This window comes from Clostridium sp. UBA1056 (assembly GCA_002316385.1).
Lineage (GTDB): Bacteria > Bacillota > Clostridia > Clostridiales > Clostridiaceae > Clostridium_J.
The window spans coordinates 38,127-51,915 of the sequence record DCDL01000063.1; the positions used below are offsets into that span (position 1 = coordinate 38,127).

Annotated in this window: 12 protein-coding genes; 11 read left to right on the forward strand and 1 reads right to left on the reverse strand. The window is 29.2% G+C overall.

Annotated elements, in window-relative coordinates; all coding sequences use genetic code 11:
* Window positions 1-146: 146 nt before the first annotated feature.
* Window positions 147-617 (reverse strand): cupin domain-containing protein, encoded by a 471-nt coding sequence (locus B3W71_RS18375; RefSeq protein WP_346890380.1) that lies wholly within the window; start codon window positions 615-617, stop codon window positions 147-149.
* A 295-nt stretch (window positions 618-912) separates the two neighbouring features.
* On the opposite strand from B3W71_RS18375, the gene B3W71_RS18380 reads away from it, so the two are divergent.
* From B3W71_RS18380 to B3W71_RS18430, 11 genes are all read left to right on the forward strand, one after another.
* Window positions 913-1,581 carry a DUF4272 domain-containing protein gene (locus B3W71_RS18380; protein WP_346890381.1) on the forward strand — a complete coding sequence of 223 codons (669 nt, stop codon included), beginning with the start codon at window positions 913-915 and terminating at the stop codon, window positions 1,579-1,581.
* Window positions 1,582-2,121: 540 nt separating this feature from the next.
* Window positions 2,122-2,805, forward strand: coding sequence for a response regulator transcription factor (locus B3W71_RS18385; RefSeq protein ID WP_346890382.1), 684 nt, complete (start codon window positions 2,122-2,124; stop codon window positions 2,803-2,805).
* A gap of 66 nt (window positions 2,806-2,871) precedes the next feature.
* Window positions 2,872-3,876: a sensor histidine kinase gene (locus tag B3W71_RS18390; RefSeq protein WP_346890383.1), complete on the forward strand. Its 1,005-nt coding sequence runs from the start codon at window positions 2,872-2,874 to the stop codon at window positions 3,874-3,876.
* 77 nt (window positions 3,877-3,953) lie between these two features.
* Complete coding sequence (locus B3W71_RS18395; RefSeq protein WP_346890384.1) at window positions 3,954-4,718, forward strand: ABC transporter ATP-binding protein; 765 nt, start codon at window positions 3,954-3,956, stop codon at window positions 4,716-4,718.
* On the forward strand, window positions 4,705-6,627 hold the full coding sequence (locus B3W71_RS18400; protein WP_346890385.1) for an ABC transporter permease: 1,923 nt from the start codon (window positions 4,705-4,707) through the stop codon (window positions 6,625-6,627). The genes B3W71_RS18395 and B3W71_RS18400 overlap by 14 nt, the downstream gene beginning before the upstream one ends.
* The gene (locus tag B3W71_RS18405) at window positions 6,620-7,591 is read left to right on the forward strand and encodes an alpha/beta hydrolase (protein WP_346890386.1); all 972 of its coding nucleotides are present in this window, start codon (window positions 6,620-6,622) and stop codon (window positions 7,589-7,591) included. The genes B3W71_RS18400 and B3W71_RS18405 overlap by 8 nt, the downstream gene beginning before the upstream one ends.
* Before the next feature lie 338 nt (window positions 7,592-7,929).
* Window positions 7,930-8,589: a response regulator transcription factor gene (locus tag B3W71_RS18410; protein ID WP_346890387.1), complete on the forward strand. Its 660-nt coding sequence runs from the start codon at window positions 7,930-7,932 to the stop codon at window positions 8,587-8,589.
* Window positions 8,586-9,602 (forward strand): sensor histidine kinase, encoded by a 1,017-nt coding sequence (locus B3W71_RS18415; RefSeq protein ID WP_346890388.1) that lies wholly within the window; start codon window positions 8,586-8,588, stop codon window positions 9,600-9,602. Before B3W71_RS18410 ends, B3W71_RS18415 begins: the two co-directional genes overlap by 4 nt.
* 140 nt (window positions 9,603-9,742) lie before the next feature.
* Window positions 9,743-10,510, forward strand: a complete 768-nt coding sequence (locus B3W71_RS18420; protein WP_346890389.1) for an ABC transporter ATP-binding protein — start codon at window positions 9,743-9,745, stop codon at window positions 10,508-10,510.
* Entirely contained in the window at window positions 10,497-12,566 is a 2,070-nt protein-coding gene (locus B3W71_RS18425; RefSeq protein WP_346890390.1) for an ABC transporter permease, read from the forward strand. Before B3W71_RS18420 ends, B3W71_RS18425 begins: the two co-directional genes overlap by 14 nt.
* 264 nt (window positions 12,567-12,830) lie before the next feature.
* The gene (locus tag B3W71_RS18430; protein ID WP_346890391.1) at window positions 12,831-13,487 is read left to right on the forward strand and encodes a cupin domain-containing protein; all 657 of its coding nucleotides are present in this window, start codon (window positions 12,831-12,833) and stop codon (window positions 13,485-13,487) included.
* The last annotated feature ends 302 nt before the right edge of the window (window positions 13,488-13,789 follow it).

Below are 13,789 nucleotides of genomic sequence, written 5' to 3' on the forward strand. Positions count from 1 at the left end.
TCTTACTTATGCAAATGGCATTTGCTAACAATAATATTAAAGTGCATATTCAATATTTTATATAAGAGTAGTAATATATTTTGCTAAAGCCCTTTTTCTATACGATAATATGTTAGATAAATATTTAGTTAATAATAAGGAATATATTATCTAGTTAATTTCTTTATTATATCTTCGAGATGTGGATACATATTTAAAAGTTCCGATCTCTCAAATAACTCAAAATCATCAAAAGTAAATGCAGGTGATACCATACATCCAACTAAAGCAAATCCATCATTGTTCATAGAAGAACCAAATATATACCCCTTAGGAACTAAAACTTGTGGAACCTCTCCTTTTTCTATATCTAATCCTAATTGTTTAGTTATAAGCTCACCCCCTGGTGTTATCATATAGATAGTCAGGGGTTGACCATCGTGATAATACCACATCTCATCAGAAGTTAATCTGTGAAAATGAGATACATTTCCAGTTTCAAGTAAGAAATATATGCTACTAAATAATTTTTTATCTTCTCTAAAGAAATCTTCTGATATTACTGATTCTTTGAAGTATCCTCCTTCCACATGGGGTGTCATATCTAATTTTTCTATATAATATTGTGCTGATTTCATTCTCTACCTCCTAAGTATAATAAATTTATTATATCAAAAACTTAATGATTTGTAGAATTAATAGAAATTAATTGCTACGCGTATGTATTTAAAGAGTTTTCAAAGGTAAGTAGAAAGAGATAATTAATGATTATCTTAGACTATAATAAATGGTAAAATTAGAATAGAATTATTTATTAAGAGAATGGTGAATTTCAGGATAGGTGTAGTTGTGATAAGGTTAATAAGAAAGAATATCATTTTACTTATTAGAATATAATGTGATGGTCTGTTATAAAGATAAGGGGGAAAGAGTGTGAATTCATTAGAAAGAAAACAAAAATCGATAGAAATATTAAAAGCTAATAAAGTTCCATATATGGAAGGACTTCCAGTCATTGAGGATGTAAATGAAATAGAGGTGCGAAGTGCAGAAGAAATAGCGAAACGTGCTATTGCTTGTTTAATCTCCATTCAAGTGGCTTGTGATATTAATAGTGGAGAAAATATTGAAGAATCCAAGGAGTTTTTCAAAGGATTTTTAGACAAGTATGGGGTAAAAGAAGAGTTAACAGAAGCTGAGGAGAAAATTATATTTAGTAATCCAGAAAAGCAAGATGTAATTAATATGGCATGGAAATATGAAGCTTATTGGACACTTATTTGGTCACTAGGAATTGTAGATAAACTAGAATATCCTTCGCAAATATGTGATTGTGATTTTGCAATTCGTGCAGTAGCAGATTGTGAAGATTTTAATGATTTTATGAAAATAGTTAAATTAAAAGATATAGACGAAATATTAGATGAGGCGGATTTAATTTATCGTTATAACTGGGCTTGTGTAGATGCTAGAATACATGGGGAAAATTCACCAGCATATTTAGATTCAGGAGTAGTATTTGAACGTCATTGGGGATTAAACTGGCTTATTGGAAAAGGTACATATAATGATAGCTGGGACAGCATCTCAACAGATACTTAATAAAGCAGAATATGAAATTATTTAATTATAATTCAATAATACAGATGATTCAACAGGAAGATTTATATGTGGAAATCTATGAATTTCAGAAAAAGAACTTAGTGATTTAATTAAGTATAAATTTGATGTATATTTTATATTTGAATTTATTTACTTAAATTATTAGAAATCAATGGATTGATGAGAGTGAATATTTTGTTTTGTATTCAAAGATGATATAATAAAAATATTACTTGGTGTGCTAGGTGAACTTAGTAATTTTCATAAAAGAATTATTTAGTTCATATATGTAACATTATATATAGCATTATAACTTTTTAAAAAGTTATAATGGAAACTATTTAAATATTTAACATTTTAAAATTTAAAAATGTTGGTCCATTCATTGGAAATAGGTGGTATCTATCTTTCTATGTATAGATAAAGGCGAAATATAAATAATATTATTATCTATGATGTATTTAACTAGTACAATAGGTAAAAATTATAAAAACAAAACACATAAAGCAATAAGTTATTAGTATAGGTTAGGGCATAGAAATGAATAATACATATAAATTATTGATAATTGAAGATGATAAAGCCATGTGTGAAGTGTTAAGTAATCTTCTAAATAAATGGGAATTTGAAGTAAATGTTTGTGAAGACTTTGAAAAAATAATAGAGTGTTTTTTAAAATGTGAACCTGACGTTATCCTTATGGATATTAATCTTCCAGTTTGTGATGGATTTTATTGGTGTAAAAAGATAAGACAAATATCTAAAACACCAATCATATTTGTATCTTCAAGGGATAGTAATATGGAGATAGTAATGGCAATGAATAATGGTGGAGATGACTTTATACAAAAACCATTTAACTCAGAGGTGTTAATTGCAAAATTACAAGCTATTATAAGAAGGACATATGAGTATAAAAATGAAGAAGCAAAAGTATTAAAATGTGATGATTTACTATTAAATTTAGATAATGCAACTCTTTTATATAATGAAAAATCCTTAGGGCTTACAAAAAATGAAATACTGCTTTTGAAAACTCTTATGGAAAATAAGGGAAAAGGTGTTTCTAGAAGCAAGCTAATGAAAAAGCTTTGGGATGATGATATTTATGTTAATGAAAATACTTTAACCGTTAATATTAATAGATTAAGAAATAGATTAGAGAAATTTGGAATAAAAGGTTTAATAGTAACCCAAAAAGGCATTGGATATATAATATTATGATATTAGGTCAACTGTTTAGATAAAAACTCTAGATAGTTGGCCTTTTTTAGGGAGAGAAAAGTAGCGATGAAGATGATGGATTATATTAAGATTAATAAAATATGGTTAATAAGCAATTCAATAATTTTTATAATTATTAATTGTATATTATATAGCAGCAGTACTATAAATAAAAGTTTCCAAGATATTGTGTATATGGATGTACTTATTGTATTAACAGTACTCATAGCTTTTATCTATGGCTTCATAAAAGAAAAGAATAAATATAGTAGTATTTTAAAATGCAGTGAGGAATTAGATAATAAAATAAAGGATTTTCATTTAAATGTATTTTCAAATATGTTAGAAAAACAAAAGCTAGAGCATTTAAAGAAGGAAGAAATCTTAAAAAACAATATAAATGATTTTGAAGATTATATTACAAAATGGGTTCATGATATTAAAATTAATATTGCTGTTATTTATCTATTATTAGAAAACCTTGAAGAGGAGCAATCCCAAAAGACAATCTCTGAAATGAAACAAATGGAGTTTAGTGTAAATCAAATGCTATATGTTACAAGGGCAAACAATTATAATATAGATATAAAAAGTGAGCAGGTATCAGTAAAAGATGAAATTAAAAAGGCAATAAAAGAAAACACAGAGTTTTTCATAGATAAAAACATTGAAATAATAGTAGAAGTTGAAGGTTTTAACATAATAAGCGATAGAAAATGGATTCACTATATACTTTCTCAAATTATTAATAACAGCAGTAAGTACACTAATGAAAATGGAGAGCTATATATTTTTAGCAAAGAAGATAGTAAAGCTTATTATCTACACATTAAAGATAATGGGATTGGCATTCCAAAGGAAGATATAAATAGAATATTCAACAAAGGGTTTACTGGAAAGAATGGGAGGACAAGAACTAAATCAACTGGTATTGGTTTATATTATGCAAAAAAGATGTGTAATAACTTAAATATAGATTTGAAGGTAGAAAGTGAAGAGGGAGAGTACACTGAATTTATTTTAAGCTTTTATAAGTTAGAAGATTACTTCAATATTACACCGATGTCATAATAGAGCTTGATTTGTAACCTGAATAGATGGAAGAATACTTAGGTGCAAATTATACTATAGATATGAGGTGATAGTTTATGAAAAAAATCGTAGAGGTATCAAATTTAATTAAGGATTATGGGCGACTAACGAATAAACATAAAATATTGAAGGAAATAGATTTAGAGATTAATGAGGGGGAATTCTTTAGTATAATGGGTCCTTCAGGGTCAGGAAAGACAACATTTTTAAATATTATGTCAACAATAGATAAGGCAACTTCTGGAAAGGTCATAATTGATGGTAAAGATGTAAATAGTCTAAAAGAAGATGAATTAGCTAGGTTTAGAAGAGATGTAATAGGTTTTGTTTTTCAAGATTTTAATTTGTTGGATAGTATGACAATAAGAGATAATATTGCATTACCATTAACACTAAACAGTGAAAAGATAGAGATAATAATGGAAAGGATCAATAAACTGACAAAACTCTTAGGAATAGAAAAACATCTAGATAAGTATCCTTATCAATTATCGGGAGGGCAAAAGCAAAGAGCAGCAATTTGTAGAGCATTAATTACATCTCCAAAGGTAATTTTTGCAGATGAGCCAACTGGTGCTTTAGATTCTAAATCATCTGTAGAAGTTCTTGAGTGCTTTGCCAATATTAATAAAAGTTATAATACCACAATTGTTATGGTAACTCATGATGCTAGGGCTGCAAGTTATGCAAATAGAGTAATGTTTTTAAAGGATGGGAGTATAAATGGTGAGCTATATAGCAGAGGGAATAAAAGTGAGATGTTTAAAAAGATTCTTAATATGATAGCAGTTATGGGAGGAGAAAGTGATGAACTCATTTAAACTATCATTTGAGCTTTTTAAGAATAATATAAAGGTATATAAACTTTATTTGCTTATTACAATTGTTTCTGTTGCAGCTTTTTATAACTTTTTAGCAATAGAAAATAATGAAGCATTTATTTCTGTAAGCGAAAGATTTCAGGCAGCAAGTGTAGCAAGTATTTCTTGTGGTTTTATTTTAGTATGCACAGTAATATATTTTATATTTAATGCAGATAAGTTTTTCCTATTAAATAGGCAAAAAGAGACTGCCTTGTATATGCTAATGGGAGTTACTCAATCAAAAATCGGACAAGTATTTGCAATAGAAAGTCTATTCCTTGGAGTTGTTTCCATATTTAGTGGACTCGCATTTGGAATAATTTTATCTAAATTGTTTTTTATGCTTTTAGCAAAGTCAATCTTTTTAAATTTAGAAATACCTTTCAAGATATCGTTAAATTCTATCATCATAGTAATCTTAGTATTCTCATGTATTTTCGCAGCAATAGGCTATAAAAAATACAGGGTGGTAAAGAAAAGTAAACTCATAGATATGATTAATGCTACAAAGGAAAAAGAAGAGCTTCCAAAGTTAAGATATTTTAAAGGAATTTTAGGTGTGCTATTAATTTTAGCTGGATACATGGCCGGTATTATGATTAAAAGCTGGGATTTAGATTTGATGATTTCATCTGTGACAGCGCTGTTATGTGTTTCAATTGGAACTTATTTTTTCTTTGGAAGTTTCATGTCTATAGTTCTTGATAAGGTAATTAAAAATAAAAAGCTAGTATACAAAAATGTTATGTTAGTGAGCATTTCTAATGTGTATTTTAGACTAAAGGGGAATTATCGCAATCTAGCTATGACTGCAATATTATGTGCAGCAGCTATAACAGCCTTTGGAACAAGCTTGTCTTTTAATGAAGTTGCAAAAAGAGAAGCTATTAAAGAATCTCCATATAGTTTTAGTTATGAAAGTAATGATGAAGAATCAAAGGAAAAAGCAGTAGAGACAATTAAACAATCTAATCATCAGTTCATTGGAATTAATGAAAATATATTTTTCTTGGGAGAGGTTAAGTATAAAAACTACTCTAGGAAAGTAGATTACAATCATGAAGCAATAATAACAAGCTATTCAACATTAAAAAAGAACTTAGAATTTTTACATTATAAAGTAACAGATAATATTGAACCAAAGGGAAAAGAAGCTGTTTTTATAGCAAGTGCAACAACATTAGCACCGACCTTTAATGTTGTGAAAAAGGAAATAGAAATAAATAATAGAGAATTTGTTATAAAAACACAAGAAGAAGTCCCCTTCACTGGAATTATAGATAAATTAGGAACAAAAAATATATATGTATTAGAAGATAGTGAATATGAAAAGGTAAAGAAAGGTTTTAATGAGGTATCATTAAATTGCGTTCAAATAAGCAATGAGGTAGATTCAAAGCAATTAATCTTAGATATAAGGAAGGTCATAAATCAAGGCGAGGTATATCCACGTATTAGTGAATATACATGGGATTATTATGCAATAGAAATATTTCATTTTCTTGGGATGGTAATGTCTATAATATTTATACTTTCAACCTTTAGTACAATGTATTTTAAAATATTAAAGGATGCATTTATGGATAAAGAACAGTACATAACATTGAAGAAAGTAGGAATGAGTAAAGAAGAAATAAAAAAATCTGTATATGTGCAAGTTGCAATCTCATTTATCTTACCTTGCAGTGTAGCAATATTACACAGTATTATTGCTATGAAGATGTTAGAACAAGTAATGAATTTTTCTTTTAATCTTCAGCTAATAATTTCTTTAGGATTATATTCAATAACAATGATTTTATTCTATATTTTCATTAGTAATAATTATGTGAATATGGTTTATGAAGAAGGTGATAGCGGTGCTTAAAAAAATAATAAAAATATTAAGAAACATCCTTATTGTGATATTAGCATTACTAATAATTATCTCTGTAGTAGGTCAAGTCCGAAAATACTTAGAAAAGGATGATGTTAAACCTTTAGGTATATTTGTGAATGTTGATGGTAAAAAAATGCACGTATATTCTGAGGGTGAGGGAAAGAAAACAATTGTTTTAATGCCTGGCTTAGGAACACCTGCACCTTCAATTGATTTTAAGCCATTAATTAATGAATTAAAAAAGGATTTTAAAGTAGTTATTGTAGAACCTTTTGGCTATGGATTTAGTGATAAAACTTCCAAAGAACGAAGTGTAGAAAATATTGTTGACGAAACAAGGATGGCATTGAAGGAAGCAAAGATAGATGGTCCATATATACTTATGCCTCATTCAATATCAGGGGTATACGCCCAGTATTATGCAGCTGCTTATCCAAAAGAAGTTAAGGCAATAGTTATGTTAGATACAACATTAGTAAAAACAGTTGTAGAAGAATCAGATAAGATTGATTTTTCCTTTGGTAAGAAGCAATATGCTCTAGCTAAAGTAGGAAACTTTTTAGGAGTCGATAGGATATACTATAATGACATTTATAAAGATGAAAATTGTTTTTCTAAAAGTGATAAAAATGACTTGGTAAAAATGGGAGTTCAAAGTTCATTTAATAAAACTATGAAAAATGAAGCTGATTTGTTATTAAAGAATTGTGAAACAGTAAATAAAACTAAAATATCAAATGACTTACCAATACTCAAATTTATTGCAATTAAATCTATGAAAGATATAAATAATGAGAAATATACAAAGGTAATGAATAAAAATATAAATGAATTTAAGGGATTTATTAAATTTAATTATTGCGCTTTAGAAGGAAAGCATTATATTTACTATACAAGATCAAAAGAGATTGGAAAAGAAACTCGAGAGTTTTTGGCCAAGTATGATAATTAATTATAGTAGTTTAAGGTGGAATAGAGAATTTTAAAGGTTGTGCTTTATCTCTATTGTGAAACCCTCGACAATGCAAAAATGTGTTGTCGAGGGTTTTTCTATTTATCTCTACCTATAATATCAGATTTGTTTAGTGAAAAAACTATCTCATGGAAGAGATGGTCAAGAATCAGTAGAGCTTATGTAGCGAATTAATTTAATTTATAGTCTTATTCTAATATAAGGCTATAAAGGGCGAATTTTAGGGATACTTAATGATAAATAATTGCTTTTTTAGAATTTCTAAGAAATAAGTTTTAATTTTAAAGTATAATTTATTATGAAGAGGAGTGATATTTATGAAGATTTTAATAGTTGAAGATGATATAGAGTTAAGGAATGAGCTTAAATTATTATTAGATGATAATGGATATGAAGCTATGATTTTACCTTCCTTTTATAATGCTAAAGAGGAAATTTTAGCTATTGATCCTGACTTAGTTTTGCTAGATATAAAGATACCAAATACTAATGGTCAACAGCTTCTGAAGGAAATTAGAAAGGAATCTGATGTACCAGTAATTATGGTGACTAGTAAGGATAGTGAGTTAGATGAGGTTTTAAGTATGAGCTATGGTGCTGATGATTATATTACAAAGCCATATAATCCAGCATTACTACTTCTACATATTGAAGCTTTATTTAGGAGAATGAACAAGATTAATAATATTCAAAGCTACAGAGGTGTTAAGGTGAATCTACTAAAAAGTACACTAGAGAATGGTGATAAGGAGTTATTGCTTTCAAAAAATGAAATGAGTATATTTTACTTCTTATTAAATCATCAGGGAGAAATTGTTACAAGGAACCAAATTATGAATCACCTTTGGGGAGAGGATAAATTCATTGATGATAATACCCTTACAGTTAATATAACAAGATTAAGAAAGAAGCTAGAAAGTATAGAGCTTAAATGTGTTATTGAGACTAGAAGAGAGCAGGGGTACATTCTAATATGAAGCTAAAGGATTATTTAGGTGATAAAGCTATAATTATTTTAATGTATATATTTCTTATGGTTCTTATATTATTTTTTCTCGTCATGTTCAAGGCGTCAATGGCATTAATAACATCTATTGCAATTGTGCTTTTTATTTTTGGAGCAATGATGATAGTCTATGATTATTTAAGTAAAAGATCCTTTTATAATGAGTTTCAAAGGAGACTAGAAGGTCTTGATAAGAAGTATTTAATAACTGAGATGGTGAATAAGCCTAACTTTTTGGAGGGGAGGCTACTTTGTGAATTCCTTTATGAAATAGATAAGTCTATGAATGAGGATATTGAAGAGTACAGAAGAAGTATAAGAGACTTTAAGGAATATATTGAGCTTTGGATTCATGAGGTTAAGTTGCCTATTGCTAGCTGTGTTTTAATTTTACACAATAATAAGGCTGATGCTAATAAAAAGGTGGGAGAACAGCTTCAACGTATAGAGAATTATGTGGAACAGGTTTTATATTTTGCTAGAGGAGAAAATTCAGAGAAAGATTATCTAATAAAGGGTTGCGACCTTAAAGATATAATAAATACTGTGATAAAAAAGAATAAGGATACTCTTATTTTGAAAAATATAAGAATTCAAATGGAAAATATAGAGGTGCAGGTGTTAAGTGACAGTAAGTGGCTTGAATTTATTATAAATCAGGTACTTAGTAACAGTATTAAGTATTGTAGTGACAAAGATCCAAGTATATCCTTTAAAGTTGTAGTGGAGGGGACTCAAAGTATATTATATATTGAAGATAATGGTATTGGAATAAGCGAGAAAGATATTTCTAAGGTCTTTGAAAAGTCCTTTACGGGAGAAAATGGCAGACAAGTTTCAACTTCTACAGGAATGGGATTATACCTAGCACAGAAGCTATGTAAAAAGCTTGGTCATAGTATAGACATAGCCTCAGTAAAGAAACAGTTTACTAGAGTATCAATTACCTTTAACAATGATGAATATTATGAAGTTTTGAATTAGTATAGGTTACAGCGGCGTAAGGTAATGTAATATACTTCGATGTTTATGTACCTAATCTTTTTATATAATCAATATTGTAAGGAACAATTGTTATGGGTTAGTGAAAGTATTGAACCCAATATAAGAAAGGTGGATACAGAATGTCAAAGGTATTAAAAATTGAGGGCATTAGTAAGTATTATGGAAATAAGTCTAATCTTACTAAAGCTATTGATGATATTTCATTAGAGGTTGAAAAGGGAGAATTTGTTGCCATTATGGGAGCTAGTGGTTCAGGAAAAACTACACTTCTAAATGTAATTTCCACTATAGATAAGGTGACAAGTGGTCATATATTTCTTGAAGATGAGGATATTACAAAGCTTAAAGGAAATGCTTTAAATAGATTTAGAAGAGAGGAGCTGGGCTTTATCTTTCAAGATTTTAATCTTCTTGATACACTTACAGCCTATGAAAATATTGCTTTAGCACTACAGATACAGGATGTAAAGGTTAAGGAAATTGAAGAGAGGATTAAGAATGTAGCGGAAAAGCTAGGTATCACTGAAGTGTTAAATAAATATCCTTATGAAATGTCTGGAGGACAAAAGCAGAGGATAGCAAGCGCCAGAGCTATCATTACAAATCCAAAGCTGATTTTAGCTGATGAGCCCACAGGAGCCTTAGATTCTAAAAGTTCTAAGATGCTGTTAGAAAGACTTAAAAATTTAAATGAGGATATAAAGGCTACAATTCTCATGGTTACGCATGATGCCTTTACAGCTAGTTATGCTTCTCGTGTAATATTCATTAAGGATGGAAAGATATTCAATGAATTCATAAGAGGCAATGACACAAGAAAGGAATTCTTTAATAGAATTATCGATATGGTATCATTACTTGGAGGGGATGCAAATGATGTTATTTAAGCTATCATTGAAAAATATAAAGAAAAGCTTTAAGGATTATCTAATATATTTTTTTACTCTTATTTTAGGAGTAGCTATCTTTTATGTTTTTAACTCCATTGATGGTCAGAATATTATGCTTACCATGTCTAAATCAACTAGTCAAGCATTTCACATGATTGATAAGGTATTATCAGCAGTAAGCGTCTTCGTTTCATTCGTCCTAGGCTTTTTGATAATTTATGCTAATAGTTTCTTGATGAAGAGAAGAAACAGGGAGTTTGGCGTATATATGACATTAGGAATGAGCAAGGGAAGAATATCTAAAATCTTATTTTTTGAGACTCTTTCCATTGGAGCAATATCTTTAGTCATAGGTCTTGGAATAGGTATTGCCTTATCACAGGTTATGTCTATTGTTGTAGCTAATATGTTTGATGCAGATATGAGTAAATTTACCTTTACTTTTTCATCTTCAGCTATGATGAAGACTATTATTTATTTTGGTATTATGTACATCATTGTTATGATATTTAATACAATACAGGTAAGTAGATGTAAGCTTATTGATTTAATTCAAGCAGATAAGAAGTCAGAGAAGGTTAAAATGAAGAATCCATATCTATGTGTCATAGTGTTTTTGTTTTCCACAGTGCTTCTTGGATATGCCTATTATAATGTTACAACAGGATCAGGTAACTTAGTGGAATTTTCAGATGTAGCAAAGCAGATAATTTATGGTGTAGTGGGAACCTTTTTAATCTTTTGGTCTTTATCAGGCTTTATATTAAAGGCTGTAATGTCTATGAAGAACTCTTACTATAAAAAACTTAATAGCTTTACCATAAGACAGCTTAGTAGCAAGATAAATACAATGGTATTTTCCATGACAGTTATATGCTTAATGCTATTTTTAACTATTTGCATATTCTCTAGTGCAGTATCCTTAAATACTACTACTAAGGAAAATTTACGACACAACGTTCCAGTAGATATTCAGATTCAAAAGATGGCAGATTTATCAATAGCAGATGTAGATGGTGATGGAAATCCATACCCTGAGGAAAAAATAGAGGATTCTAAAATTTCCATTGGAGAAACATTAACAAAGATGAATTTCGATGTGAAAGATAATTTAAAGGATGCCTTTGAATTTTACAGCTATAAAACAGAGGAGATTATCCTTAAGGATACTCTAGGAAGTACTGTCTCTAGTATTGAGGAGATCTTTCCAGACTCATATTTTTCAGTCCTACAGGAGTTAGTAAAAATTAGTGATTATAATAAGATAGCAGAGCTTTATGGATTGACACAGTATGAGCTAGAAGATAATGAATATGTGGTTCTTTGTAATTATGACAGTATGGTGAATATTAGAAATGAAGCCTTGAAGGCTGGAGCGACAATTACTATAGATGATTATAAATACACTCCTAAATTTGATCATTGTGAGGATGGTTTTATCACTATGTCTTCAGAGAAGATGAATATGGGAATTATTATTGTACCGGATAATGCAGTTAGCAAGGCAATGAAAAATCGAAGTTATTTAATTGCTAACTATAATGCTACTAACAAGGTGGATAAGCAAAAAATTGAGGATAAAATCTTAGATTTACACAGCAGCAGCTATGCACAAAATTCTGGATTGTACATTAATACTAAGATAGCAATTAATGATAGGAGTATAGGCATGGCAGCTATGGCTGTATTCCTTGGAATATATCTAGGTATAGTATTTTTAATTTCTAGCGCTGCTATTTTAGCCTTAAAGGAGCTATCTGAGTGCTCAGACAATATAAAGAGATATAGCATTCTTAGAAGACTAGGCGCAGATGAAAGGATGATTAATAAATCAATATTTAAGCAGATTGGTGTATTCTTTGCATTCCCATTGATTTTAGCAGTTATACACTCAATCTTTGGAATACAGGTGAGCAATCTTATGCTTCAAACCTTTAGAAAGGCAAATATACTTCCATCAATAATAATGACAGCAGGTTTTTTAATAGTAATATATGGAGGATATTTTATTATTACCTATTTATGCTGTAAGAATATAATTAAAGAAGATTGATTTTGACTTGATTTTCAGTACTTACTTTGAGAGCAAGGAGTTGAATTTTAGAATATAAGGCACTATCAAATAAANNACTATGACAGGATTTTAACTCCTTGTCTCGTGACAAATATACTTCGAATCTTTGGTCTATTATTTATTTTCACGTGCCTAAATCAATATTTAAATATACCATATTCACAATCATCTAATGAATGTAAGCACATTTGCAAAATTTAAAACATATTATGACCTTATAAGATTATAAAAGGAGATAATAATATGTATAATACTTACAGGATGTATCCATGCCCTTATTGTGCTAATATGGGAATATATAATTTAGAGGGTATGTATGATGATTATAACACTTATCCATATCCTGACTTTATTAACACACCAAGTTACAATGATCCAGATTTTGCGAGGCAGTTTAATGACCAGTATACTTCTTTTACTGATGAATTTGAGTATGATTCACGATTTCATTGTCCACAATCAGTAAAGAGTAATGGTCAAGCTGAATTAAGGGATTATGGGCCACAACCTTTTGTAGTTGACATAAATAAAGCCACTAAGCAAAATAATACCTTTCGGACGGCTTTATGGACAGGAAAACATCTACAAGTTGTCTTGATGAGTATCAATGTTAGCGATGATATAGGTTTAGAAGTTCATCCCAACGTTGATCAGTTCATACGTATTGAAGAAGGTCAAGGACTTGTTAAAATGGGAAATAGTAAGGAGAGATTAGATTTTCAAGCAAAAGTCCGTGATGATTTTGCAATCATGATACCTGCTGGTACATGGCATAATATTATTAATACAGGCAATAAACCACTTAAAGTATATACTATCTATGCACCCCCTGAACATCCACGTGGTACAGTTCATATGACCAAAGCAGATGCAGAAGCTGCTGAAAAGAGCCACCAATAATTAAGATCTATTATTGGCTGAAAAATATAAAATTTAGTATCCTAAAATAATGAACAACTCCCTGTCCACTTGACAGGGGGCTGTTCATTTTATTGTATTCATTGTAGTATATAACAAATATTATCATAAAATTGAGCGATAAAAATATAAATATGACCACGTTCTCCAAGAATTTGCTTGGAGAAAGATCAAATATAGATGGTTGTTGTAAACATCATATCCAAAACACACTAGTAATTTTACATAATTTAAGTTTAAATAAATATATAGAGAAAATATAGATTCTGTTAAGCTGATATGAA